The 24,820-nt window shown below is 44.3% G+C and carries 21 protein-coding genes and 1 riboswitch; of the genes, 10 read left to right on the forward strand and 11 right to left on the reverse strand.

From position 1 onward, the window contains the following. Positions 1-49: 49 nt before the first annotated feature. From R2Q85_RS02580 to R2Q85_RS02595, 4 genes are all read right to left on the reverse strand, one after another. Positions 50-1,291 carry a homoserine dehydrogenase gene (locus R2Q85_RS02580; RefSeq protein WP_316810177.1) on the reverse strand — a complete coding sequence of 414 codons (1,242 nt, stop codon included), beginning with the start codon at positions 1,289-1,291 and terminating at the stop codon, positions 50-52. 7 nt (positions 1,292-1,298) lie between these two features. Beyond that, positions 1,299-2,357 (reverse strand): alpha/beta fold hydrolase, encoded by a 1,059-nt coding sequence (gene metX, locus R2Q85_RS02585; RefSeq protein ID WP_316810178.1) that lies wholly within the window; start codon positions 2,355-2,357, stop codon positions 1,299-1,301. 32 nt (positions 2,358-2,389) lie between these two features. Further along, positions 2,390-3,694 (reverse strand): O-acetylhomoserine aminocarboxypropyltransferase/cysteine synthase, encoded by a 1,305-nt coding sequence (locus R2Q85_RS02590; protein WP_316810179.1) that lies wholly within the window; start codon positions 3,692-3,694, stop codon positions 2,390-2,392. 225 nt (positions 3,695-3,919) lie between these two features. Further along, positions 3,920-4,033, reverse strand: a riboswitch (SAM riboswitch). Positions 4,034-4,181: 148 nt separating this feature from the next. Further along, the gene (locus R2Q85_RS02595) at positions 4,182-5,309 is read right to left on the reverse strand and encodes a trans-sulfuration enzyme family protein (RefSeq protein ID WP_316810180.1); all 1,128 of its coding nucleotides are present in this window, start codon (positions 5,307-5,309) and stop codon (positions 4,182-4,184) included. A 114-nt stretch (positions 5,310-5,423) separates the two neighbouring features. Here R2Q85_RS02595 and R2Q85_RS02600 point away from each other — a divergent pair, with 114 nt between their 5' ends. Then, the gene (locus R2Q85_RS02600; RefSeq protein ID WP_316810181.1) at positions 5,424-5,915 is read left to right on the forward strand and encodes a lipocalin family protein; all 492 of its coding nucleotides are present in this window, start codon (positions 5,424-5,426) and stop codon (positions 5,913-5,915) included. A 277-nt stretch (positions 5,916-6,192) separates the two neighbouring features. Here the strand turns inward: R2Q85_RS02600 and R2Q85_RS02605 are convergent, their stop codons facing one another. Continuing rightward, on the reverse strand, positions 6,193-6,984 hold the full coding sequence (locus tag R2Q85_RS02605) for an NIPSNAP family protein (protein ID WP_316810182.1): 792 nt from the start codon (positions 6,982-6,984) through the stop codon (positions 6,193-6,195). A 127-nt stretch (positions 6,985-7,111) separates the two neighbouring features. Between R2Q85_RS02605 and mqnE the strand changes: the two genes are divergently transcribed. The 6 genes from mqnE to R2Q85_RS02635 all read left to right on the forward strand — a co-directional run bounded on the left by mqnE (position 7,112) and on the right by R2Q85_RS02635 (position 13,000). Further along, the gene (gene mqnE, locus R2Q85_RS02610) at positions 7,112-8,305 is read left to right on the forward strand and encodes an aminofutalosine synthase MqnE (protein WP_316810183.1); all 1,194 of its coding nucleotides are present in this window, start codon (positions 7,112-7,114) and stop codon (positions 8,303-8,305) included. Next, the gene (locus R2Q85_RS02615; RefSeq protein WP_316810184.1) at positions 8,306-8,917 is read left to right on the forward strand and encodes a histidine phosphatase family protein; all 612 of its coding nucleotides are present in this window, start codon (positions 8,306-8,308) and stop codon (positions 8,915-8,917) included. It begins immediately after the preceding gene. 9 nt (positions 8,918-8,926) lie between these two features. Beyond that, on the forward strand, positions 8,927-9,652 hold the full coding sequence (locus R2Q85_RS02620; RefSeq protein WP_316810185.1) for a menaquinone biosynthesis protein: 726 nt from the start codon (positions 8,927-8,929) through the stop codon (positions 9,650-9,652). Between the two features lie 86 nt (positions 9,653-9,738). Next, positions 9,739-12,348 (forward strand): DNA mismatch repair protein MutS, encoded by a 2,610-nt coding sequence (mutS, locus tag R2Q85_RS02625; protein ID WP_316810186.1) that lies wholly within the window; start codon positions 9,739-9,741, stop codon positions 12,346-12,348. 1 nt (position 12,349) lies between these two features. Further along, positions 12,350-12,874 (forward strand): C40 family peptidase, encoded by a 525-nt coding sequence (locus R2Q85_RS02630; RefSeq protein ID WP_316810187.1) that lies wholly within the window; start codon positions 12,350-12,352, stop codon positions 12,872-12,874. 3 nt (positions 12,875-12,877) lie between these two features. Further along, on the forward strand, positions 12,878-13,000 hold the full coding sequence (locus tag R2Q85_RS02635; protein WP_316810188.1) for a hypothetical protein: 123 nt from the start codon (positions 12,878-12,880) through the stop codon (positions 12,998-13,000). On the opposite strand, the gene R2Q85_RS02640 is transcribed toward R2Q85_RS02635, so the two are convergent. Then, positions 12,986-14,902, reverse strand: coding sequence for a DUF3857 domain-containing transglutaminase family protein (locus R2Q85_RS02640; protein WP_316810189.1), 1,917 nt, complete (start codon positions 14,900-14,902; stop codon positions 12,986-12,988). The genes R2Q85_RS02635 and R2Q85_RS02640 overlap by 15 nt on opposite strands. Continuing rightward, positions 14,902-16,872, reverse strand: coding sequence for a DUF3857 domain-containing protein (locus R2Q85_RS02645; RefSeq protein ID WP_316810190.1), 1,971 nt, complete (start codon positions 16,870-16,872; stop codon positions 14,902-14,904). The genes R2Q85_RS02640 and R2Q85_RS02645 overlap by 1 nt, the downstream gene beginning before the upstream one ends. 238 nt (positions 16,873-17,110) lie before the next feature. Between R2Q85_RS02645 and R2Q85_RS02650 the strand changes: the two genes are divergently transcribed. Then, positions 17,111-18,094 carry an exonuclease domain-containing protein gene (locus R2Q85_RS02650; RefSeq protein ID WP_316810191.1) on the forward strand — a complete coding sequence of 328 codons (984 nt, stop codon included), beginning with the start codon at positions 17,111-17,113 and terminating at the stop codon, positions 18,092-18,094. Positions 18,095-18,106: 12 nt separating this feature from the next. Next, a complete protein-coding gene (locus R2Q85_RS02655) occupies positions 18,107-19,972 on the forward strand; it encodes a M1 family metallopeptidase (RefSeq protein WP_316810192.1) in 1,866 nt (621 codons plus the stop codon). A gap of 9 nt (positions 19,973-19,981) precedes the next feature. On the opposite strand, the gene queG is transcribed toward R2Q85_RS02655, so the two are convergent. Beyond that, positions 19,982-20,920, reverse strand: coding sequence for a tRNA epoxyqueuosine(34) reductase QueG (gene queG / locus R2Q85_RS02660; protein WP_316810193.1), 939 nt, complete (start codon positions 20,918-20,920; stop codon positions 19,982-19,984). A gap of 80 nt (positions 20,921-21,000) precedes the next feature. Between queG and R2Q85_RS02665 the strand changes: the two genes are divergently transcribed. Then, on the forward strand, positions 21,001-21,261 hold the full coding sequence (locus R2Q85_RS02665) for a hypothetical protein (RefSeq protein ID WP_316810194.1): 261 nt from the start codon (positions 21,001-21,003) through the stop codon (positions 21,259-21,261). Positions 21,262-21,282: 21 nt separating this feature from the next. On the opposite strand, the gene R2Q85_RS02670 is transcribed toward R2Q85_RS02665, so the two are convergent. Genes R2Q85_RS02670 through R2Q85_RS02680 form a run of 3 tightly spaced genes read right to left on the reverse strand, consistent with a single transcriptional unit; the run spans position 21,283 to position 24,795 of the window. Then, positions 21,283-22,791, reverse strand: a complete 1,509-nt coding sequence (locus R2Q85_RS02670; RefSeq protein ID WP_316810195.1) for a bifunctional GNAT family N-acetyltransferase/carbon-nitrogen hydrolase family protein — start codon at positions 22,789-22,791, stop codon at positions 21,283-21,285. Between the two features lie 53 nt (positions 22,792-22,844). Further along, positions 22,845-23,867, reverse strand: coding sequence for a Holliday junction branch migration DNA helicase RuvB (gene ruvB / locus R2Q85_RS02675; RefSeq protein ID WP_316810196.1), 1,023 nt, complete (start codon positions 23,865-23,867; stop codon positions 22,845-22,847). Between the two features lie 40 nt (positions 23,868-23,907). After that, a complete protein-coding gene (locus tag R2Q85_RS02680; RefSeq protein WP_316810197.1) occupies positions 23,908-24,795 on the reverse strand; it encodes a 3-hydroxybutyryl-CoA dehydrogenase in 888 nt (295 codons plus the stop codon). Between the last annotated feature and the right edge of the window lie 25 nt (positions 24,796-24,820).

Here is a 24,820-nt window from a genome sequence, read left to right on the forward strand (position 1 = left end):
ATAAAAAAAAGGCCCCGTTTGGGGCCTTTTTTTATCAAAACAAGAATAATTAACTAAATAATACTTCTTCGCCTGCTACAGTTTTGATCTGCTGCTCGGTATAAGTATATTTTCCGGTATGGGCAATAAATACATCTTTTTGCTCCAGCAGGTCGCGGTTGGCCAGCAAGCTTTTCAGGCTGACATTTCCGATCACATATTTGTAATCATCACGGGAGAAGCGCTCCACAATGTTTTCAATCTGCAGTTTCTCTACAGTGTACTCATGTACATAACGCAGGTAAACTTCAATGTTTACATCGTCTGTATGTACAAGGCCATTGTGCTGGTGGTATTTTTTGTACTCATAACGGTAGCCATACCTCAGTGCTGCAATGTCCGACAATACTGCGGCCCCGGTAGGGTGTCCGCCTGCCCCTTTTCCAAAGAAGAACTGCTTGTCGGCAAATGCCGCCTGAACAGTTACCCCATTGTATTCATTTTCTACGTTAAACAGAAAATCGTCTGATTTCACAAACTTAGGCAATACATAGGTCACTACCTGTTTGGTGCTTATTTTTCGGGCAGTAGGTACCAGTTTGATTTTAAAGTTCTTTTCTCTCGCGTACCTGATGTCATTTTCAGACAGGTTTTGAATGCCTATATTCAGGATTTTATCGGGGTTGATGAACAGGCCATAAGCATGTGCAGTAGCGATGGCCAGTTTAAATTTAGGGTCATAGCCACCAACATCCATTATTGGGTCTGTTTCAGCAAAGCCCAGGTCCTGAGCTTGTTTTAAGGCCACACCATATTCCATGTTCTCGTTAAAGATTTTAGACAGGATATAGTTTGATGAGCCGTTAAATATGCCGCTGATGCCATGTAGCAATTCGTTGTCGTAATATTCTTCCAGGTTGCGGATGATGGGGATACTGCCGCATACTGCACCTTCGTAAAGCAGGGAAGCATCATGTTTTTCCTGCAATTCAACCAGTTCGGCGAGGTGCAGGGCGATCATTTTTTTATTGGCCGAAACTACGTTCTTGCCACTGATCAAAGCCCTTTTAACAATATCGAAGGCAACCTCTGCATCATCGATCAGTTCTACAATGGTATTGATTTCACTATTGTTCAACAGTTCATTGTGGTCTGTGGTGAAAAGGTGGGCGTCTAAGCTGCGTTTTTTGTCCGGGTTCTTGATCGCGATCTTAATGATTTCAAGATTCAGATCCTGACCACGGATAATGTCGTGTAATCCCTGGCCAACTACCCCAAAACCAAATAACCCAATTTTAAGTTTCTTGCTCATCTATTTATTATGCTGTTTTATGTAATTTAATTATTTTCTTGCTTACCTGCGCTTTAAGGAAATTACCGATCACATTGGTGAGTGCATCTGTTTCGATCAGGAAGCCATCGTGGCCATAAGCCGATTTCAGGCTTTGGAATGCTGCACCAGGGATGTGCCGGGCAAGAAACTCCTGTTCAACCAGGGGGAAAAGAACGTCGTTCTCAATACCGATGACCAGTGTATTTGCTTTTACCTGTGCCAGGGCGTCAGTAACGCTGCTTCTGTTCCTGCCCACATTATGACTGTCCATTGCCTTGCTCAGGTACCAATAGCTGTAAGCATTAAAACGCCTGCAAAGTTTCTCTCCCTGGTAGTTCTGATAAGAAGAAGCCCTGAAGCCACCCGTCTTGTCGTTCACACTTTCCAGCTGGGTAGCCACATAAGCATCATAAGTTCTGTACGACAATAAAGCGATACTTCTGGCTACTTTTAAACCTTTTAATCCGCCGTCAGGTTTCTGGGCATAAAAACTGCGGTCTGTAGTAATGGCCAGACGCTGGCTTTCGTTAAAGGCAATGCCCCATGGCGAGTGTGCTGCATTTGTAGCCATCAAAATGAGGTTTTCAATGGCATTATTGTCTGTGATTGCCCATTCCAAAGCCTGCTGTCCACCTAATGAGCCACCGATCAATACCTTAATCGTACTGATGCCCAGCTGCGCTGCAAGCAGGCGGTGTGCAGCAACCAGATCCCTGATGCTGAACTCCGGAAAGGCCAGGTAATAGGGCAGTCCGGTTACCGGATTGGTGCTCAGTGGACTGGTACTTCCATAATGTGAACCCAATACATTGGCACAAACGATAAAATGCTCATCCGGGTTAAACAGGGCATTGCTGCCAAAAAGACCCTTCCACCAGTCCAGCACATCAGCATTTGCTGTAAGTGCATGGCAGGCCCAAATTACATTATTCTTTTTGGCGTTCAGTTTACCATAAGTCTGGTAAGCAATTTCAAGTTTACGCAACTTCCTGCCGTTTTCAAGTTTAAAGGTTTTGGCATAACTATATGTGGAGATTGTACTCATTACTAAATTCGGGTAAAATTGCGGGGCGCTTGTTATTTTTTTATGCTGGCAAATGCCTGTTCAAAATCTGCTTTAATGTCGTCAATATGCTCTATTCCTACCGATACCCTCAATTGGTTGGGTTTAACCCCTGCTGCTGCCTGCTCTGCATCGCTCAGTTGCTGGTGCGTGGTAGCCGATGGCTGGATGATCAGTGTTTTTGCATCACCGACATTGGCCAGGTGGCTTACCAGTTTAAGGTTGTCTACCAGTGAGGTAGCCTGTTCCTTATCACCTTTTAATTCAAATGACAGTACTGCACCAAAACCGTTTTGTAAATACTTCTTGGCGTTGGCATGGTAAGGGCTGCTTTCCAGACCCGGATAGCTTACACTGCTTACGGCTTCGTGGTTTTCCAGCCAGGTAGCCAGTGCCAAAGTATTGTCTACGTGGCGTTGTACACGCAGTGATAAGGTTTCTAAGCCTTGTAACAGCAGGAAAGAGTTGATGGGAGCAATGGCCGGGCCAAAATCCCTCAATCCTTCTACGCGAGCCCGGATGATGAACTGGATGTTGCCAAAAGGTCCGCCGGTTCCGAATACATCGTTAAACACCAGGCCATGATAGCCTTCGGAAGGTTCTGTAAACTGTTTGAACTTACCATTTCCCCAGTTGTAATTTCCTCCGTCCACAATCACTCCACCAATGCTTGTTCCATGACCTCCGATCCATTTGGTAGCCGATTGTACGACAATATGGGCACCATGCTCCAAAGGTTTAAACAAGTAGCCGGCTGCGCCGAAAGTATTGTCTACAATTAACGGCAGGTCGTGTTTATTGGCAATAGCGGATAGTTTTTCAAAATCTATAATGCTATAGGCTGGATTACCGATGCTTTCTACATATAAGGCTTTGGTATTGGCATCTATTTTTGCTTCAAAATCAGCAGGGTCATCACCGTTGGCAAATTTAACTTCTATGCCCAGACGTTTAAAGCCAACTTTAAACTGGTTGTACGAACCACCATACAGATGGGATGAGGAAACAAAATTATCTCCGGCTTCCAGGATGTTGTTTAAGGCGATGAATTGTGCCGCCTGCCCTGAAGCTACAGCAAGTGCTGCCACACCACCTTCCAGCGCTGCTACCCTTTTTTCAAATACATCCGTAGTCGGGTTCATGATACGGGTGTAGATATTGCCAAATTCTTTTAAAGCAAACAGGTTTGCCCCATGTTCGGAGTTTTTAAATCCGTAAGAAGTGGTTTGATATATTGGAACAGCCCTTGAACCTGTTGTAGGATCAATTTCCTGGCCTGCATGTACTTGTAATGTTTCGAATTTTAGAGGAGCTGACATATGATTTAAAATTTATATGGTGTAATTAATTTTCTGAGTAGATCGAATCCAGGCCTGATGGCGCAGGAATGATGTGTGTTTAGCGTACCCAACAGGGCCTTCCGGATGGATCAAGAAATGCAAAAGGAAGATTTTAAAGGTTATTGCATGCAACAGCACATACAGTTGGTCTGTACCGGACAGCAATAATTACGCAATGTTGAAATAATCGTTTTCATCTGTTTTAATTTATCTTTCCAAACAGCACCATGCCGCCTGGTCAGGAATTGGCACCTTCTCCATTTTGGGAGGGTTGCCAGTGGGTCAAAGAGCCTGTCTCTCGCCACTTCTTTATAAATCAAACCTTTGTTAGGAGGCATTGACTTGATCGGCTTTCGCCGATTGATGCCACAAATGTAGGGCTCAGGATCAAAATAACCAAAATTTAATTCTGAATATTTTGTAAGTTATTGTTTTTTAGCTAGATAAAGTTTAATTTTGAGAGCTGTTATCGGTTTATTGTTGATAAAGCCTGTTCGAAATCGGCGATTAAGTCGTCAATATGTTCCAGTCCAACGGATATCCGAATTAAATTTTGTGGGGTTTTAGTGTCAGGGCCTTCTATTGATGCACGGTGTTCTATTAAACTTTCTACACCGCCAAGACTGGTTGCCTGGGCAAATAGTTTTACCTGGTTTACAATTTGCCTCGCTGCTGCTGCGCCGCCTTTCACCAGGATAGACAGCATGCCTCCAAAACCGGTCATTTGTGTTTTAGCGGTTTCATGCCCCGGATGGTCGGGCAAGCCAGGGTAATAAACCGCTTCAACTGCAGGATGTTTTACCAGGTAAGTTGCCAGTGCCATGCCGTTTTCACAATGCCCGCGCATGCGATAGGCCAAAGTCTTAATACTTCGCAGGAGTAAAAAGCAATCAAAAGGAGCGGGTACTGCCCCTCCAACGGCCTGTATGTTCCTGATTTTGTTCCAGAATTCATCTTTTTTTGCGGTAATTAGAATTCCACCCAGTACATCACTGTGTCCGCCGATATATTTGGTGGAAGAATGCATGACCAGATCAGCGCCTAAGGTGATTGGATTTTGCAGCGATGGGGAAGCGAAGGTACTGTCGCATACTAATGTTAACCCATTCGATCTGGTGATTTCTGCCAAAGCCCTGATGTCCGTGATTTTTAATAAAGGGTTAGAGGGGGTTTCGGCCCAGATCATTACTGTGTTGGGCTTGATGTATTGTTTTACCAGGTCTATATCTGTAAGGTCAACGAAATCCATTTGCAGGGTATCGGCGAAAATTGTTTGCAACTGCATTTTCAGCCCCCAATACATGTCATCTGGGGCTATGATGTGACTTCCCGGCTTTAATGCCTGGAAAACAGTCATACCCGCAGTATTGCCGGAGGAAAGGGCGCAGGCATCTGCACCTTTCTCTAATTCGGTAATGACCTTCTCTAATGCCGACCTGTTGGGATTGCTGATTCTGCTATACATGTGTCCACCAGAATATCCACCCTCTTCGTTTCTTAGAAATGTTGTAGATAAATTTATAGGTGGAGTTACATCTTGTGTGCTGACTGGATATAAATTTCCGGCATGTATGGCCAAGGTTTCTGCTCTCATTATTATGGGGTTAAATGCTAAAATATAGCTGATGTGATGATGAGGTTAAAGGTAAAAATTATTATGCTGAAGTTTTGGCAGGATTTATGTATTTAAAAAGTAAAAATTGAAGATATGAAAAGAATATTCCTGATAGCAGCCATTTTTTGCAGTGCATTAATGGTGTTGCAAGGCTGTTCACCAAAAGGTGCAGCGACGACCCAACCTTTAAAAAGAGGTAACATCACTGGAAACTGGGTATTAAATGACATTACCTTTGAAGGGATTCCTCAATCGTCTGTAAAATCTTTGTTCGGCGATGGGTCTTATAACTGTTTTGTAGGCAGTACATGGAGGTTAACCAATAGCGGTAACGGCAGTTACAGTTTGCCTGGAGGAACAGGTTGTACCGCTAAAACACAAACCATTTACTGGTCGGCAAGTACAAAAGAGGACACTTTCCAGTTTAAAAAGATCTATGAAGGTGATAAACCTAAAAATGTAACGGAAGGCTACCGCATGATGATAGCTTCTGCAACAGGAGAGAGCATGGTGATTAAAACGCCGGTTGAATATGGCAGTGCTACGGCTTATATCGTGTTGAATTTTAGTAAGGCTGCAAAATAACGGGAAAAATAACCGTTCTCTTCGAAGTCTGCATAATTTCGCTCTGAAGGGAGCGAAAAGACGCTAGGACTTCTCTGAGAAGGTTATTTTTCTTTTAAGTAGTATAAGCAAGGTGCATACGATATCGGTCGTCATCCTGAATTTATTTCAGGATCCTAATGCGATCGCTACAAAAAGATGGCCTGAAAAGGTGATTTTTCTTTTATTCATAACAAAACAGGGTGCCTTTTGGGCACCCTGTTTTGTTTATATAGCGTATATAATTGGATTTTGAATTTTATATATCTGAATAATCAACAGGATATAAGAACCTGGTGTCGTTCCTGGAAACGTTGTTCTGGTATTCGGGCATGGTTTTTAGCTTTTGCCATTGCTCATCTTTTCCGAAGGTTTTCCAGTGTTCATCCCGGTCGGCTTTATTTTCGAAAGTGGTGAGGTACATGAGGTTGGGCATGCGGCTGCCGGAGATCACCTCGCCATAGAAGACTGCATTGAAGTTCAGGCGTTTAAACAAGCCGATCTCATCTCCCTTGTTAAACATTTCCACCTTGTTTTTAAAACGTTTTTCTGTTGGGCCCTCGTAGCTGCGCAATTCGTAGATGCGGGTTGCTTTGGCCGAAGTTAAATTTGGCATTTTAAAATTCGGATGGCCCTCAAAAGCATTTAACAGGATCGTTTCTATTCTTTCATAAGGTGCAGCCGTAAGCAGGGCGTCCAGGTAAACCTTTCCATCGCTGATCAGTTTGTTGTCCTTTTCCAGGCTTTTCTCCAGTTTGGAAAAATGGCTGTACGAACGAAAAGGAATAAATACGTAAATGAGTTGCTCTGCCTGGGGATCATCGCTGCGTACGGGCTTAAAAACGCCCACGTTGGTAATGCCCGCGCGGTGTAGAGCCGGAAGATAGGCCAGCTTCAAAAATTCGTCTACCAGTTTTTCCTGTTCCGTGTTTTTTAGATGATAGATCTTTATCTGGTAAAAATCTCTGTCGGCCACTCTTTTGCCTGCAAAAAGTGGGCTTGCTGGCAGGAGGATTCCAAGAATAATGATTAGGATAAGGTGTTTGTGCATGTCAGGTTTCTATTTATAAAACAAATATATCTTCCTTAAGCTCTTTTACATAATGCTGACAGGTTAAATCGGTTAAAAAACGGGTATTTAATGATTTTATGCTATTTTTGTCCATTATACCTAATAGATGGATACTACTTCAAAACTTGCGTTGATCTTAGCAGATGCCGGTCTGCCGGCAGCACTCAAAGCGATTGCCTTAAAAGTTCAAAACCAGGAAAGGATTACCTTTGATGAGGGTGTTTACCTGTACGAACATGCGGAATTGGGCTACCTTGGGGTTTTAGCCAATTATATCAGGGAACAGAAGCATGGAGACCATACTTATTTCAACCGTAATTTTCACATTGAACCTACCAATGTTTGTGTATATGACTGTAAATTCTGCTCTTATTCCCGCTTGATCAAACAAAAGGAAGAAGGCTGGGAAATGAGTGTAGACGCCATGATGGAGGTATTGATGAAATACGATAATGAACCTGTAACGGAGGTACACATTACCGGAGGGGTAGTGCCCAAGCAGAACCTGGAATTTTACAGTGACTTTTTCAGAAAAGCAAAAGCACACCGTCCCGGGCTCCACATTAAAGCATTAACTCCGGTAGAGTATTACTACATCTTTAAAAAAGCTAAACTGAGCCATTATGAGGGGATGAAATACCTGCAGGAAGCTGGTCTGGATTCTATGCCTGGTGGTGGTGCAGAGATCTTTCATCCCGAGGTCAGGGAAAAGATCGCACACGATAAATGCAATGCCGAGCAATGGCTGGATATTCATGAACAGGCGCATAAGCTGGGCATGAAAACCAATGCTACGATGTTGTATGGTCATATAGAGCAGTTCTGGCACCGGGTAGACCATATGGAGCGCCTGCGCCAGCAGCAGGATAAAACAGGAGGCTTCCAGGCTTTTATCCCGCTGAAATTCAGGAACCAGCATAACCAGATGGACCATGTTCCGGAGGTTTCTGTTATAGAGGATCTAAGAAATTATGCGATTGCACGCATTTATCTGGATAATTTTGATCATATCAAAGCCTACTGGGCAATGATTAGCAGGCAAACTGCACAATTGTCCCTGAACTTTGGGGTAGATGACATCGATGGTACTTTAGACGATACCACCAAGATCTATTCTATGGCCGGGGCAGAGGAACAACATCCGGCAATGAGTACCCAGGACCTGGTCAACCTGATCAAACAGGTAAACAGAAAACCAATAGAAAGAGATACCCTCTATAATGTGGTAACGGATTACAGTAACGTTACTTTTGAAGATGAGGTAAAACCGCAGTATTATAAATTGCCAGTAATCAATTAGATGGACAAAGAATTATATATCATCAGACATGGTGAAACAGATTTAAACAAGCAGGGAATTGTACAGGGCCGGGGCATAAACAGTGACCTGAACGACACCGGGAGGGCCCAGGCCGCGGCGTTTTATGAAGCTTATAAAAACATCAGCTTTGACAGGGTATATACTTCAAAATTAAAGCGTACTCATCAGACAGCTAAAGCTTTTATTGATGCAGGTACACCCTGGACACAACTGGATGGACTGGATGAGCTGGCCTGGGGAATCTGGGAAGGGAAGCCAAATGATGAAAATGCCATTTCGGCATTTAAAGGCCTGATGGAGCAATGGGAGGCCGGAGATTATGATGCACATTTTGAAGGTGGCGAAAGCCCGAATGATGTGGTGAAACGGGAACAGGCAGCGATCGACATCATTAAAAATGCAGTAGAGGAGAAAAGGGTATTGGTTTGCATGCATGGACGTGCAATGCGCCTGTTCTTATGTTTGCTTACCAACAGGCCGATAGCAGAGATGACCGAGTTTCCCCATCAGAATACCACCCTTTATAAAGTTGAACTTAGCGGCGGTCAGTTTGTGATCACGGAGTTTAACAATACCGATCATTTAAAATAAGCTGTACTGTTGAATAAGATTAAAATCTCTGCTGTTTCCTATACCAATACCAAGCCTTTTATTTATGGAATTGAACGTTCGGCACTGCTGGACCAGATAGACCTGAGTTTAGATATCCCTACAGATTGCGCCGCTAAATTGATTGATGGACAGGTAGATATAGGTCTGATCCCTGTGGCTGCAATACCAGATGTCCCCAATGCGTACATCGTTGCTGATTATTGCATCGGCTCTGTTGGTGCAGTGAATTCAGTGTTCATATTCAGCAAGGTACCCGCCGCTGAAATCAGCACGGTAAAACTGGATCTTCAATCCAGGACCTCCAACAACCTGGCTAAAGTATTACTGAAATTCCATTTTAAACGGGAGGTAACTTATACCACTGATCCGGATGTGGAAACGGATGCCATTGTTTTAATAGGAGACCGCACCTTTGGTAAAAAAGAAGAATTTGCCTACGCTTATGATATGGGACAGGAATGGATGAATTTTACGGGACTGCCTTTCCTGTATGCCGCATGGGTAGCCAATAAACCCATTCCGCAAGCTTTTATCAATGACTTTAATGAAGCGCTGGCATTCGGGCTTTCCAACCGCAAACTGCTGTTGCAGGAACTGCCGAAACTACCAAATTTTGACCTGGAGGATTATTTGTTGCATAAACTGGATTTTGAGCTAACCGACAAAAAACGTGAAGCACTGAGCCTTTTCCTTACCTATATTACAAAATTATAAACCTATTCACATTTTTTTAATTTTCAACAAATCGTAAAGCCTAGGCCTCAAGATAGTATCTTTACGATTTTGTAAACAGAATCATTTTGGCTAAAGATCATACTAAGGAAACCCCGTTAATGCAACAGTACAATGTGATTAAAGCAAAGTACCCGGGTGCGTTATTATTGTTCAGAGTTGGAGATTTTTACGAAACATTTGGTGAAGATGCGGTTAAAACATCCCAGATATTAGGGATTGTACTGACCCGGAGGGGCACAGGCCCAAACGGGGCGCTGGAACTTGCCGGCTTTCCACATCATTCTTTAGACAATTATCTTTCCAAACTGGTTAGGGCCGGGCAAAGGGTAGCCATCTGTGACCAGCTGGAAGATCCCAAGATGACCAAGACCATTGTAAAAAGAGGGGTTACCGAGCTGGTTACTCCCGGTGTGGCCTATAATGACAATATTCTGAGTCAAAAATCAAATAATTACCTGGCTGCAGTTTATTTTGATAAAAATAATATAGGCGTATCTTTTGCAGATATTTCTACCGGAGAATTCCATGTCGCGCAGGGCAACGCAGAATATATTGACAAGCTTTTACAGGGCTTCAGGCCCAATGAAGTAGTTTTTCAAAAAACGAAAAGAAAAGAATTCCTGGAGCTGTTCGGGGACAGGTTCTATACCTACCCCCTGGACGACTGGGCCTTTACCGGTGATTATGCCAACGAAATCTTAACCAAACATTTTGAAGTAAATTCTTTAAAAGGTTTTGGGGTAGACCGTTTGCAGACCGGTATTGTTGCGGCAGGGGTAGTGTTACATTATTTAAATGAAACCGAGCACCGCAACCTGAAACACATTACTTCCATATCACGTCTGGAAGAGGATAAATACATGTGGCTGGACCGTTTTACCATCCGCAACCTGGAACTGGTCAGTTCGGCAAATGACAATGCGGTAACGCTTTTTGAAGTGCTGGACCAAACCAGTACGCCAATGGGTGCCAGATTACTCCACAAATGGATCATCATGCCCCTAAAAGAATTGAAACCCATCGAGGAACGTCTGGGTATGGTCGATTTTCTGGTCAGGCATGATGCCCTTTTAGAAGAGTTCCTGGCCCACATCAAACAGATCGGCGACCTGGAAAGACTCATCTCTAAAGTTGGCCTGCAAAAAGTTGGACCGAGGGAGCTTTGCCAGCTGAAAAAGGCCTTATACCATATTGAATCCGTTAAGAAGATAGCTGAAGATTCAAAGAACCCATTTTTATCAGCACTTGCCGCGCAGCTGGACCCCTGCCTGAGCATCAGGGAAAAGCTGGAAAGAGAGCTGCAGCAGGATCCGCCGGCTTTACTGATCAAGGGGAATGTGATTGCTGAGGGGGTAGACGAAGAACTGGACCGCCTGCGCAAAATTTCTTTTGGCGGCAAAGATTACCTGGTGGAAATCCAGAAAAGGGAAGCTGCTGCTACGGGCATCCCTTCTTTAAAAGTCGCTTTTAACAATGTATTTGGCTATTACCTGGAAGTTACCCATACGCATAAAGACAAAGTACCGGCCGATTGGATCAGGAAACAGACCCTGGTTAGTGCCGAGCGCTACATTACCCCTGAACTGAAAGAATACGAAGAGCAGATTCTCGGTGCTGAAGAGAAAATCCAGCAGATAGAGGTGAAGTTGTACAATGAGCTGATGTACCAGGTAAGCAATTACATCAGGCCCATACAGTTGAATGCTTTTTCTGTTGCCCAGCTGGATGTATTGCTTTGTTTTGCCTGTTTAGCGGTTAAAAACCACTATGTAAAGCCAGTGCTCAGCAAAGGTAAAACCCTGGACATCAAGGGTGGAAGGCACCCGGTCATCGAGCAGCGCTTGCCTGTGGGTGAAGCCTATATCACCAATGATGTGTTCCTGGACAACGACAGCCAGCAGATCATCATCATCACCGGTCCCAATATGTCGGGTAAATCGGCCATTTTAAGGCAAACCGGCCTGATTGTGCTCATGGGGCAGATGGGCTGTTTTGTTCCGGCCAAAGCGGCAAGCATTGGCCTGGTAGATAAGATCTTTACCCGCGTAGGTGCTTCTGATAACCTTTCTTCAGGAGAAAGTACCTTTATGGTGGAGATGAACGAAACGGCCAGTATCCTGAACAACATATCAGACAACAGCCTGATCCTGCTGGATGAGATCGGCCGGGGAACCAGTACTTACGATGGGATATCCATTGCCTGGGCAATCGCCGAGTTTTTACATACACATCCAACGGCCAAACCCAAAACCCTGTTCGCTACACATTACCACGAACTGAATGAGCTGGCCACTACCATGAACCGCGTCAAAAACTTTAATGTATCCATTAAAGAAGTAGGTAATAAAGTGATCTTTTTAAGAAAGCTCATTCCCGGTGGCAGTGAGCATAGTTTTGGTATTCATGTGGCTAAAATGGCGGGCATGCCAGCTAAGCTGATCAACAGGGCCAATGAGATCTTAAAAAAGCTGGAAATAGACCGTACCGAAGGACAGAGCATCAAAGACAGTATCAAAAAAGTACAGAACCAGGCCTATCAGCTGCACATGTTTGCGGTTGATGACCCGGTATTGGTTAAAATACGCGATATGCTGAACAACCTCGATGTTAATGTGCTGACACCGGTTGAGGCCTTATTAAAGTTAGATGAGATACAACGTTTAATAAAACAGTAATATGAATATCAGCAGTTTATTATCCGGAAAAAACAGGCAGGGCATGCTGCTGCTCCTGAGTGCTGTCTTGTTTTTTTCTGCCTGTAGTTCCAGGAGAAATACAGCAAAACCCAGCACTACCGCTGCGGCTAAAACAGCCGATGCCATGGCGCATTTAAAGAACCGGCATTTGTACCGGTTCATTACCGACTGGACAGGTGTGCAGTATCGTTTAGGAGGTCTGGATAAAAAAGGTATAGACTGTTCCGGCTTTGCCTTGCTACTGCAAAAAGACATTTATGGCAATACTTTACCACGAAGGTCCAGGGATCAGGCAGCTGCTGTAAGGGAGAAAAATATGAGCCAACTGAATGAAGGCGACCTGGTCTTCTTTTCATTTGGCGGCGGGGCAGTAGACCATGTAGGCGTTTACCTGAACAACAATTATTTCGTGCATGCCTCTACTACCAGGGGTGTTGTGGTGGATGATTTAAGTCTTCCTGCTTACCAAAGGGTCATTGTAAAAGCCGGATCGGTAAAAAACTAAAACATGTCAAAACCTAAACCCGATATTTCATTCTGGACAAAATACAGCAAATTTGCCACCACAGAGCTCCTGATGTACCTGATCATGGCCATTGGCATTGCACTGGGGATTTTATTTTTGGGCTGAGTCCAGCTTAAAAATAGCCTTAACCTGGTCGGCTGAACTGACCTTACTGATAAAATCAGCAAAATCCGCATATTTTTCTGCCGGATAAGTTCCGTCGTTAAGTATAAATTTCCGGTTATAGGTCAGCTTTTTATCTTCTTTTTTAATGTGCAGCTCGTAAGTTCCAAACTCAGTTTTAAGCACTTTATCATCGGGGCTAAGCTCAATATTTATATTTTCAGGCAAATGGTAAATGAGTTCATCCACATCTGTATAACCCCTGTTGATAAAAAGGGGTAGCTTCCTGTTCCTCACTTCCGGTACACTGCGTTTTTTGTTGAAAGCATTGAGCACCAGGTACAGGTGATTATTGGTTTGTGCGGCATATTTCTGTATACTGAGGTCAAATGATTCGGTAGTAATGGGTTTGCTGCCCTTATCCTGCTGATATTTAAGTTCACTAAAGTTGATGTTGTCAATGTCGTATGTACGCTTCAGCATTTTTAACTGTTCGGTTAAAGGCTGGTTGATCATCCTTTCACAATTGTCATATTGCGAACCGGCAAAAGTAGTTTGCAGCTTTCCGCTGATATTGCCCTCTTTGTCCAGGCTCAGCTCAGCCCTGCGGTGCTGTAAGTTCATCGGCGTAGTTAAAGCCGGGGTTTTCAGTATTTTTCCGGCTTCCCCGGTGCAGGCCAGCACCGTCCGGTCGTCTGTAAAGCTGCCGAGAAAACCAAAAGGGATTTCCTGGTTGGTGCATTCCAGCCATGTGGTGTCATTTTTCAAAGGCAGGCATAAAATGATGTGGTTGCCCTGGTTCATGCTGGCAAAATCAGTTTCCATGTTCTTTTTGAAATCACCGGCATTAACCACACAGTACCAGGAAGGGATGCCAACTGCCTTCAGTAAACTCTGGGTATAGTTCACCAGGGCTTTACAATCTCCGTAAGACAGCTGGTGAACCTCTGCTGCAGGCATGGGCCTGTTGCCACCTATACCGATCTGCACACTGATGTACCTGGTTTTTTGCTGTACATATGCATAGATTTTCCTGGCCTTGTCTTTGTCATTTTCTATTCCCGCCACCAGGGCCTTAACTTCTTCAACAGCAGCGGGGGTTAAGGTTTGCCTGTCTTTAACCAGTTCGGTGTAAATCCATTTGCCCAGTTCGTCCCAGTTTTGGTATTTGCCCTTGTAGCCATAAAAGTTAAATTCTTCAGGGGCTATTTTTATATGGGTGCGGTAATTGTCCGGGTCCGGGGCATAGGGTTCCGGCTTAAAGGCCGGAATGTTTTTTACGGTCCAGGTCTGGCTTTTAAACTTGTCCGTTGTGCTGAGTTCAGGATTTCCAATGTAATTGTAGGCTTTGATCCTTACCTTATCTTCAGGTTTACAAATGAACGTATAGCTGCTGTGTGCTACCGCAACACCGGCATCAAGCCCCGCGTACCAGTCTGGTATGGCCAGGTTTTGTTTAGACCTGACCTCATATTCACAAACAAGGGTGTAAGGGTAGGATAAAACATTCGGGGCATAATGTTTTACCCGGTCATCTTCAAATAAAGAAAAGTCGCTCACTGCACTATGGTCTGTGAAATTACTGAGGCTGAACTTACTGGTTGCTTTTCCAAAAGCATTCAGAATAACGCCTTTAACGTATTTTATCGTGTTATTTTTGTTATAGGGCAGGACCATTTCGGCCTCTTCATCCCCATTTTTATTGAGTATGGTAACCGTCTTTTTGATGTTTAAGATGACATTGTCGTTTGCGCGCATGTCTACGGTCCGCTCCATTTTCCGGATCACCGCATTTGCCCGGTTCTTCAGTGCGGCAGGAATCTCTTCTGCCGGAAAACCCTCCTGCGAAAAAACGCGGAGGCTACAAAGCAGCAGTGCAGGCAGGCCCATTTTTTTTAACCTCATTATTTTGATTTTTTAAGGATGATGTCTGTTTTTTGCAATTGGATGATCCTGCTGTAAAACTCTTTCAGTGACAGGTATTCAGCTGAATTGTAGATGGGTTTATTGAACTGGAGCAGCAGGGTGAACTGCAGTATGCCTTCTGTCAGATCGGTGGCGCACATAAACCGGCCTCCAGCATCGGCAAGGGACATGTTCATGGTTTTGGGCTTGTCTACCAGGCTGTAATTGGCTGGCAGTTTAAGTGTCATGGTAATGCGCATTTCACTTTCTGCACCCAGATCTACCGGGTAGGTACGTTCATTTAAGTTAAAAGGATTCCGGTTGATCCTGTCGATAAAAAAGGGGTTGAAGAATAAGGGGTCGCTATGGAGGTCGCTAAAGGCCGGCATTTCGATTTCATAACTTTCAGTAAGCGGGTTTTCCAGGCTGTCCAGATTGTGCAGTTCATGCTTAAGGATGCTGATCTTGGGCATGCTTTCATCCAGTTTCTCTACAAATTCATCCACAGAACTCGCCGACATGATCCTTTTGCGTTTGTTCAGGGCAGCATACCCGACAGAATAGGTGGTTAAATTGCCCCTTATTTTTCCGTCGTTACCCAGTTCAGCAATTAAGCTGTACCGGGTGGTTTCTTTCTGGCTGGCTTTAAGGTCATACCAGTAAGATGGTTTTTTCAGGGCGATCACCCGGCCCTGTCCATTGATACAGTGCAGGGGCAGCAGGCCAAAAGGTATTAAAGGTTCAGTCGCATCCAGCAGGTAACTCTTGCCTTCAATATTGACCTTGGCCACCACGTAATTGAAATCACTGATCACCGGAAACAGGCTGCTGACCATGCCATTGGAACGGGTGGAAAGGATGACAGCCTCCACGTCCAGATCGGCGGCACTCAGTGCAGCTACCAGGGCAAGGTTAATGTCGGCCACATTTCCGGAATGGGTTTCCAATGCCTTTTTGACGCCATTTTCAGTAAAAGCACCTGCAAAGCCGTTTCCTTTGATGTTGCGTTTAATATAATAATAGATGGCCTTTGCTTTGCTCAACTGATCGCTGGTGTTTTTCAGGATATCAGGCAGTATATCCTTAAATACATCTTTTCTTTTCATCTGGCTGCCAAAAGATTTATCAGTAACCAGTTCGTAGTCTACATCTTTCCATTCCTTGGTCACACTTTTTTTGCCGCCGGAAGTCATATAATATTCTGACAGCTCAAAATTAATGGCCGACCTGAAATTACTGGGAGCCGTCATGTAATCTTCTTCGATCAGTGCCGGGATGTCTTTCATGACATAGGTCATTTTTGAACAATCATAACGGGTTCCTGAAAGAATGATGCATTCTTTATTGAGCTCTGCATTTTGCGAACTGAGTTTCTGTGCACCGCGCAAGGAAGTATTATAGGTATACAGTGCCGGAATAAAAGCAACATATTCACTGTACAGTTTGGGAATGTCAGACTGGAATTCCCAGCTTCTGAAATTGTATATGGAAGGCGAATGCAGGCGGTAACTGTATTCAATAATGCTGCCTTCCTTCAGGTTGGGCATCGTAAATTTGGTCAGGGTCACATATTTGTTCTTTTTCTCACTGAACACTTTTTTCTTGTCCAGTTCGGTTTGAACGGCCTGTCCGTTCTGCTCATTGATGGTCACCGCCTTCAGTTCATATACCATATCCTGCTTGTCGCCGTAAAATCGCTGCGGGATAACGATATTGGCTTTTTCAAAGCCATTTTTGTTGAATATTTTTATGCGTACATGGTATTCAAAATCGATGTATAGATTGCCATAGCTTTCGTCAAGCCTGATGGCTGCGGTGCCAAATTCCCGGAGTACTACCGCATTGGCACTGCTGTCCAGTTCCGTTTTTTTTAAATAAAGATCGTCGTTGCCTACAAGCGCAAAATCAAAGTTCTGCGCAAATACGGTCAAAGAAGAGCAAAGCACAATAAAAAAAATAAGATATTTCATATCCGGGCGTTAAATGCATAAAATATACTGCAAGATAATGCCGAATTCTGAATAAAAAAATCGAATTACAAATAAATAAGTCAAGGATTAATGGATGATTTTTACGACTTTTGAAAAGCTACCAAAAAGTTAAAAAATGAACCCGACAGGATTAAAATAATTAATAAGCTCACAGGGCAACAATTATTTTAATCACCAAAGGCTCCATCTGACAGATGAAAAGTCAAAATATAAATAGATGAAATTAAATTTAAAACGCCCACTCGCTTTTTTTGATCTGGAAACCACTGGTGTGAATGTAGGTGCTGATCGTATTGTGGAAATTGCGATATTAAAAGCTATGCCGGACGGATCTGAACTGATCAAAACCATGCGCATCAATCCTGAAATGCCTATTCCCTTGTATGCTTCATTGATCCACGGAATTTATGATGAACACATTGCCCATGAACCCAACTTTAAACAGGTTGCAGCTGAACTGGCTGATTTTATCGGGGATGCAGATCTTGCCGGATACAACTCCAACAGGTTCGATATTCCGGTGCTGCTGGAAGAATTTTTAAGGGCAGGAGTGGATTTTGACATGTCAGACAGGAAATTTGTTGATGTCCAGAATGTATTCCACCAGATGGAACAACGTACCCTGAGGGCGGCTTATAAATTCTATTGTGACAAAGACATCATCAATGCACATTCTGCAGAAGCAGACATTATAGCAACCTATCAGGTATTGCTGGCGCAGATAGAACGTTACAAAGACACTGATTTTGAGGATAAACAAGGTAAAATATCCAGACCGGTACAAAATGACGTGGATGCCCTTCATGCCTTTACCAATATGAATAAACCTGTTGATTTTGCCGGCAGAATGGTTTACAATGAAAATGAGGAAGAGATCTTCAACTTTGGTAAACATAAAGGCAAAACCGTTGAACAGGTTTTTGACATAGAACCCAGTTATTATGCCTGGATGAAGCAGGGCGATTTCCCGCTGTATACCAAGAAAAAGTTAGAAGAGATCTGGATCCGCTGGAACAAAAAGAAAGAACAGCTTAAACAGGAGCGTCAACAGCAGGCCGAAGCAAACAAGCCGAAAGCCCCGCAGGCCAAACCTCAGCAAAACCCGGCCAGGCCGCAAAGCCTGGAGGTTAAAAAGGAAAAACCTGCCGCTGAAGTGACCAACGATATGCTGGAACAGCTGAAGATGAAATTTGGAAAATAATCCCCCTTGCTTATGATGAAAAGGACAGCCGCGGCAGCATTATTTTTAATGCTGTCTGTTTCTGCATTTGCCCAAACTTTGCCGGTGCCCACCAGTATACAGGAAGCCTATGCCAAAGGTACACGGAGCAAGAGCGGTAAACCTGGTCCTGCCTACTGGCAAAATATCGCCAGTTATCAGTTGAAAGCAAATTTTAACCCGCTTAGCCGGGAGCTGAAGGGGCAGGCGGAAATTGTTTATGTGAACAATAGTCCGGATACCCTTAAACAGCTGTGGTTTAAACTTTATCCCAACCTGTATCAAAAAGGTGGAAATGTCAAAACCAAAATAGCCCTTAAAGATCTGGGCCCGGGCGTTGAGCTCAGCTCAGTTCAGGTAAATGGAAAGGCCATAGCTCAGGACGAACTGCAGATAGCAGGTACCAATATGCATACCAATATTGCAGCATTGGCCCCTGGTCAGTCTTTAAAACTGAAAATGGATTACCAGTATGTCTTAAATAAAGGCTCGCACATGCGGACGGGGCAGGTCAATGACAGTGCCCATTTTGTAGCCTACTTTTTTCCGCGCATTGCGGTGTACGACGACATAGATGGCTGGAACAAATACCCTTATACCGGTGAAGAGGAGTTTTACAATGATTTCTGCAATTTCAAAGCTGAAATTACCGTGCCTAAAGATTATGTGGTTTGGGCCACGGGCGATTTGCTGAACCCGAAAGCGGTATTCAGAAAAGAGATCGCGGGCCGTTTGGGCAGGGCAGAAGAAACAGACGAAGTGCTGGATGTGATCACAGCAACAGACCTGCAGCAAAAACAGGTAACCAGTACCAAAGCATTTAACACCTACATCTTTGAGGCAAAAAATGTTACTGATTTTGTTTTTGCCACCAGTAACCATTATTTATGGAAGTCTTCCAGCCTGATTGTTGATTCCCTGACCAAAAGAAGGATCCGGGTAGATGCCGCTTTTAATCCCATACATAAAGATTATCATGAAGTGATTGATTTTACGCGGAAAACCGTATACCTGATGAGCCATGTGTTTCCCAAATGGCCTTTTCCTTATGCGCATGAGACGGTTTTTGATGGCCTGGACCAGATGGAATACCCCATGATGGTGAACGATAATCCTGTAGAGAAAAGAGCAGACGCCATTACCCTTACGGTGCATGAGGTATTCCATACCCTGTTCCCTTTTTACATGGGTACCAACGAAACAAAATACGGATGGATGGACGAAGGCTGGGCCACCCTTGGCGAGTGGCTGCTGGCCCCGATGATCGATACTTCGCTGGTTGATGACTACGGGGTGGAATCGACCGCAATTTCTTCGGGTACTAAAAACGATGTGCCTATTGTCACTTTAACGCCTGATTTAAAAGGAGTTGGGACATTTACCAATTCCTATCCCAAACCAGGAATGGGTTATCTCTTTGTCAAAGATTATCTTGGCGACGAGCTGTTCATCAAAGCTTTGCACCATTACATGAAAACCTGGCAGGGCAAACATCCCATGCCATTCGATTTCTTTTACTGTATGAATGAAGCTTCCGGTAAAAACCTGGACTGGTTCTGGAAACGCTGGTTTTTTGAAGATGGCATCACAGATATGGCCATCAAGGCCGTTGTTAAAACGGCCGCGGGCTACCAGGTCACCATCGCCAACAAAAGCAGCAAACCTTTACCAATAGACCTTAACCTGGAGTATGCCGATGGCAGTTCGGCACAGCTGCACAGGAGTATAGGAGTTTGGGAAAAAGGTGATCCGGCCATTGATATTGACCTGCCCACCCTCAAAACGCTCAAAAGAGTAGTACTGGGCAGCGTACATGTGCCAGACAAAGACAAGAGTGACAATACCTTTAAGGTAAAATAACCCCTACTGTTAAGAGGTTTTTTTTAGGAAATCGATATTCCTGGTCAGGCCTTTATACCTGGTGCGCTTTACCGCTGAGTTTTTGAAAATGCTTTTGAATACCTCTTCTGTAATGTCCTGCCAGTCTTCCCGCTTCATTTGCAGCAGCTGTACATTGGGTTTAAACAGCGGTTCGGCATGCGGGCTTGCAAACCTGTTCCAGGGACATACATCCTGACAGATGTCGCAGCCAAACATCCAGTTGTCCATTTTGCCTTTAAATTCCTGGTCAATTTCCTCTTTCAGTTCGATGGTCAGGTAGGAAATACATTTTTTGGCATCAATGATAAAGGGGGATAAAATGGCCTCGGTAGGGCAGGCATCTATACATTTGGTGCAGGTTCCGCAATGATCTGTTTCAAAGGGATGGTCATATTCCAGTTCCAGGTCCAGGATCAGCTCGGCCAAAAAAAAGAAGGAGCCATTCTGTTTACTGATCAGGTTGCTGTTTTTGCCGATCCAGCCAATACCCGCCCGCTTTGCCCAGGCCCTGTCCAGCACCGGGGCAGAATCTACAAAGGCCCGGCCTGCAACTTCCCCGATCTCTTCCCTGATAAAATTCAGCAGCTGGAACAACTTATCCTTAATGACCTGGTGGTAATCCATTCCGTAAGCATACTTGGATATTTTGGGTGCATCTGGGTCTGTCTGCTGTTCAGCGGGATAATAGTTTAAAGTCAGGGAGATGACCGATTTGGAATCTTCCACAAGCAGCCTGGGATCCAGTCTTTTATCAAAATGGTTCTCCATGTAGGCCATCTGTCCATGATGCTTGTCCTGTAGCCATTTTTCCAGTTTTGGTGCTTCCTGTTCCAGAAAAATCGCTTTGGCAATGCCACATTGCATAAAGCCCAGTCTCCGGGCTTCTGCTTTGATCATTTCACTGTATGTAGCGGTATTGCTGTTCATTTTGCTGCAAAGATAAACTTTAGGAACAAAACATTTCCATTTAAGCTGCTGTTATATAAGCAGACCAAATTTTAGATGTTATGGAAAATTTAAATAAAGATACTGAAAATCAGAATGATAGTGTAGATGATCTGGCTGCAAAACATGCCGAAGATCCCAACAAGCCACATAAACCGATAGAGCATGATTACGCACACCATCAGACGGACCCCGGGCCATCGCCCCAGGCAGTAAAAGAGAAAGACATCAATGGTGCAGCAGTGGTGCTGAGGTGGCTGATTCCGCTACTGGTGATTGCCCTGCTCATTTACTGGTTCGCCTTTAAAGGGGCAGGCAGTTAAAAAAATGCTAAGGCTGTTGTTTTATTTCAACAGCCTTACTTCGTAAAGATCTTTACGCCGGTCCTTTAATATTTTAACGGTACCGAAGTGATGGAGTTCATCCAGCAGGTGCAGGTCAACATCTACCACCAGCATCATTTCTGTGTTCGGTGTGGTTTCCGCTTTAACTGCATTTGTAGGAAAAGCGAAATCAGATGGTGTAAATACCGCTGACTGTGCGAACTGAATGTCCATGTTGTTCACTTTAGGTAAATTACCCACACAGCCGGCAATCGCTACATAACATTCATTTTCTATGGCCCTGGCCTGGGCACAATGCCTTACCCGGGTATAACCATTTTGCGTGTCCGTTAAAAATGGTACAAAAAGCATTTGCATCCCCTCATCAGCCAATATTCTGCTCAGTTCCGGGAACTCCACGTCATAACAGATCAGGATCCCTATTTTACCACAGTCTGTATCAAATACCTCGATTTTATCTCCGCCTACCATTCCGTAATATTTCTGTTCGTTCGGTGTGATGTGGATTTTTCTATATTCATCCGTCTTCCCACTCCTATGGCAAAGGTAGGTCACGTTGTATAATTTATTGTTTTCAACAACCGGCATGCTCCCTGATATGATGTTCACGTTATAGGAAAGCGCATATTGCTGGATTCGTTCTACAATTTCAGCAGTTTGATCGGCGAGTTTGCGCATCGCCTCCATTTCCGGTAAATGATTGTAGGGCTGCAGCAGCGGAGTGTTGAAAAACTCAGGGAACATGATGAAATCAGACTTGTAGCCGCTTACCGCATCAACAAAGAATTCAACCTGTTCATAAAACGCTTCTATGTCAGGAAATAAGCGCATTTGCCACTGCACCAGTCCAATCCTGATGGTCTTGGCTGACCGTGCCGAAGCATCTATACCCTGGTAATAGATGTTGTTCCATTCGATCAGCGTCGCGAATTCTTTGGATTCATGGTCGCCGGGAAGGTAGTTCTTGAGTACTTTCCTGACGTGGAAATCGTTGGAGATCTGAAAGGTGAGTGTAGGATCATATAGTTCTTTGGCTTTAACTTTATCGATATACTGCCTGGGTGTCAAGCGCTCCGCATGTTCATGGTAACCGGGTATGCGCCCGCCGGCGATGATACTTTTCAGGTTCAGGCTTTCGCAAAGTTCTTTTCTGGCTTCATACAGGCGCCGCCCTAAGCGCAATCCACGGAAATCCGGGGAAACGAAAATCTCAATTCCGTATAAGGTATCGCCGTTCGGATCGTGGGTAGAAAAGGTATAATTTCCGGTGATCATCTGGTAGGTGTGCTTATCACCGTATTCATCATAATCTACAATAATTGCTAGCGAACAAGCGACTACTTTGTCGTCAACAGCGATACACAATTGTCCTTCCGGGAATAGCTTTAAAAGTTTAGCAATCGTCACCTTACTCCAGATCTGACCACCCAGTGTATCGTATGCCTGTTGCATAGATTCTTTCAGGTCGTCATAATCTTCTAAAGTAAGTTTTCTTGTTTCTATGTTCATATCAGCTAAATTTAGCTATTCTGAAACAGAAATGATGCCTAAAAAGTTTTTTGTCAGAATAATCTTCCGGTTTGTCCGGGGAAATTTCTTTGCAGGTGTTTATATGCTGCTTCTGTGGCTTCCCTGCCACGTGAGGTACGCATTAAAAAACCTTCCTGGATCAGGAATGGCTCGTAAACTTCTTCAATCGTACCTTCATCTTCACCAACAGCAGTTGCAATGGTTTTTAAACCCACAGGGCCACCTTTAAACTTGTCAATGATGGTGGTCAGGATTTTATTGTCCATTTCATCCAGGCCATGCTCATCTACATTTAAAGCTTTTAAAGCATAGCGGGCAATATCGGTATCGATCTCACCGGTACCTTTGATCTGTGCAAAATCCCTGGTCCGTCTTAATAAAGCATTGGCAATCCGGGGGGTACCGCGGCTCCGTCTGGCAATTTCATAAGCCCCTTCATCTGTAATGGGGGTTTTCAGAATTTCTGATGACCTCAATACGATGGTGGTCAATAGCTTGGCATCGTAATAGGCCAGACGCGAGTTGATGCCAAACCTGGCCCGTAAGGGTGCGGTCAGTAAACCGGAGCGGGTAGTGGCACCAACCAGGGTAAATGGATTCAGGGAAATCTGTACAGAGCGGGCGTTGGGCCCGCTCTCCAGCATAATGTCTATTTTAAAGTCCTCCATTGCCGAATACAGGTATTCTTCAACCAATGGACTTAAGCGGTGTATTTCATCAATAAAAAGGATATCACCTTCATCCAGACCGGTCAGCAGCCCGGCAAGGTCTCCTGGTTTATCCAGTACTGGTCCGGAGGTCACTTTTATCCCTACACCCATTTCATTGGCGATGATCAGGGAAAGTGTGGTTTTCCCCAGTCCAGGAGGGCCATGCAATAAAACATGATCGAGTGGTTCGCCACGCAGTTTTGCCGCTTTCACAAAGATCTTCAGGTTTTCCATCACCTTTTCCTGTCCGGTAAAATCGTCAAAGGCCTGCGGGCGCAATACTTTTTCAATATCGCGTTCTACAGGTGACAGGCTTTCGGATGAGGGGTCGAGATTCTCGTTCATTATTCAAAAATACGCTTAAAAATTAGAATTTTAGCATGGGCTAAAGAAATTTGGCAGCAACAACGGGCTCTTTTACCCCATTGGCATAATTGTAAAAACCTGCTCCCGATTTGATGCCTTTATGGCCTGCTGCCACCATATTTACCAGCAATGGGCAGGGTGCATATTTCGGATGGCCAAAACCCTCCTGCAATACCCTTAAAATGGCCAGACAAACATCCAGGCCAATAAAATCGGCCAGCTGCAAAGGCCCCATGGGATGGGCCATGCCAAGTTTCATTACCGTATCTATTTCTGCCACGCCAGCTACATTTTCATACAGGGTATAAATGGCCTCGTTGATCATGGGCATCAATATCCGGTTGGCCACAAAGCCCGGATAATCATTCACTTCTACCGGAACTTTCGCCAGTTTTTTTGAAAGCGCCATAATGTTTTCTGTAGTTTCATCACTTGTCGCATAACCCCTGATCACCTCTACCAGTTTCATGACCGGTACGGGATTCATGAAATGCATGCCGATCACTTTATCGCCGCGACCGGTAACCGAGGCAATACGGGTAATGGAAATGGAAGAAGTATTGCTGGCCAGAATGGCCCCTGGTTTGGCAAAAGCATCCAGGTCTTTAAATATCTTCAGTTTAAGCTCCAGTTGCTCTGTTGCAGCCTCTACCACCAGGTCGGCATGGGCTACACCTGTCTGCAGGTCTGTAAAAGTGCTGATATGGCTTAAAGTAGCCATTTTTTCCGCTTCGGTAAGTGTTCCTTTGCCCACCTGCCTGTCGAGGTTTTTGCCAATGGTACTGATGGCCTTCTCCAAAGCCTCCTTGCTGATGTCGATCAGGTTTACAGGATAGCCAAACTGTGCAAAAGTATGTGCAATTCCATTGCCCATGGTACCCGAGCCAATTACCGCGATAGTATTCATTCCTTTTTCTTTATGAGTTTTTTAA

The sequence above is a fragment of the Pedobacter heparinus genome (assembly GCF_032678725.1).
GTDB lineage: Bacteria > Bacteroidota > Bacteroidia > Sphingobacteriales > Sphingobacteriaceae > Pedobacter > Pedobacter heparinus_A.

Bases quoted from the DNA above. Each gene is read 5' to 3' on its own strand.
- R2Q85_RS02580 (WP_316810177.1), bottom strand. From the start codon at position 1,291: ATGAGCAAGAAACTTAAAATTGGGTTATTTGGTTTTGGGGTAGTTGGC.
- metX (WP_316810178.1), bottom strand. From the start codon at position 2,357: ATGAGTACAATCTCCACATATAGTTATGCCAAAACCTTTAAACTTGAA.
- R2Q85_RS02590 (WP_316810179.1), bottom strand. From the start codon at position 3,694: ATGTCAGCTCCTCTAAAATTCGAAACATTACAAGTACATGCAGGCCAG.
- R2Q85_RS02595 (WP_316810180.1), bottom strand. From the start codon at position 5,309: ATGAGAGCAGAAACCTTGGCCATACATGCCGGAAATTTATATCCAGTC.
- R2Q85_RS02600 (WP_316810181.1), top strand. From the start codon at position 5,424: ATGAAAAGAATATTCCTGATAGCAGCCATTTTTTGCAGTGCATTAATG.
- R2Q85_RS02605 (WP_316810182.1), bottom strand. From the start codon at position 6,984: ATGCACAAACACCTTATCCTAATCATTATTCTTGGAATCCTCCTGCCA.
- mqnE (WP_316810183.1), top strand. From the start codon at position 7,112: ATGGATACTACTTCAAAACTTGCGTTGATCTTAGCAGATGCCGGTCTG.
- R2Q85_RS02615 (WP_316810184.1), top strand. From the start codon at position 8,306: ATGGACAAAGAATTATATATCATCAGACATGGTGAAACAGATTTAAAC.
- R2Q85_RS02630 (WP_316810187.1), top strand. From the start codon at position 12,350: ATGAATATCAGCAGTTTATTATCCGGAAAAAACAGGCAGGGCATGCTG.
- R2Q85_RS02635 (WP_316810188.1), top strand. From the start codon at position 12,878: ATGTCAAAACCTAAACCCGATATTTCATTCTGGACAAAATACAGCAAA.
- R2Q85_RS02640 (WP_316810189.1), bottom strand. From the start codon at position 14,902: ATGAGGTTAAAAAAAATGGGCCTGCCTGCACTGCTGCTTTGTAGCCTC.
- R2Q85_RS02645 (WP_316810190.1), bottom strand. From the start codon at position 16,872: ATGAAATATCTTATTTTTTTTATTGTGCTTTGCTCTTCTTTGACCGTA.
- R2Q85_RS02650 (WP_316810191.1), top strand. From the start codon at position 17,111: ATGAAATTAAATTTAAAACGCCCACTCGCTTTTTTTGATCTGGAAACC.
- R2Q85_RS02655 (WP_316810192.1), top strand. From the start codon at position 18,107: ATGATGAAAAGGACAGCCGCGGCAGCATTATTTTTAATGCTGTCTGTT.
- queG (WP_316810193.1), bottom strand. From the start codon at position 20,920: ATGAACAGCAATACCGCTACATACAGTGAAATGATCAAAGCAGAAGCC.
- R2Q85_RS02665 (WP_316810194.1), top strand. From the start codon at position 21,001: ATGGAAAATTTAAATAAAGATACTGAAAATCAGAATGATAGTGTAGAT.
- R2Q85_RS02670 (WP_316810195.1), bottom strand. From the start codon at position 22,791: ATGAACATAGAAACAAGAAAACTTACTTTAGAAGATTATGACGACCTG.
- ruvB (WP_316810196.1), bottom strand. From the start codon at position 23,867: ATGAACGAGAATCTCGACCCCTCATCCGAAAGCCTGTCACCTGTAGAA.
- R2Q85_RS02680 (WP_316810197.1), bottom strand. From the start codon at position 24,795: ATGAATACTATCGCGGTAATTGGCTCGGGTACCATGGGCAATGGAATT.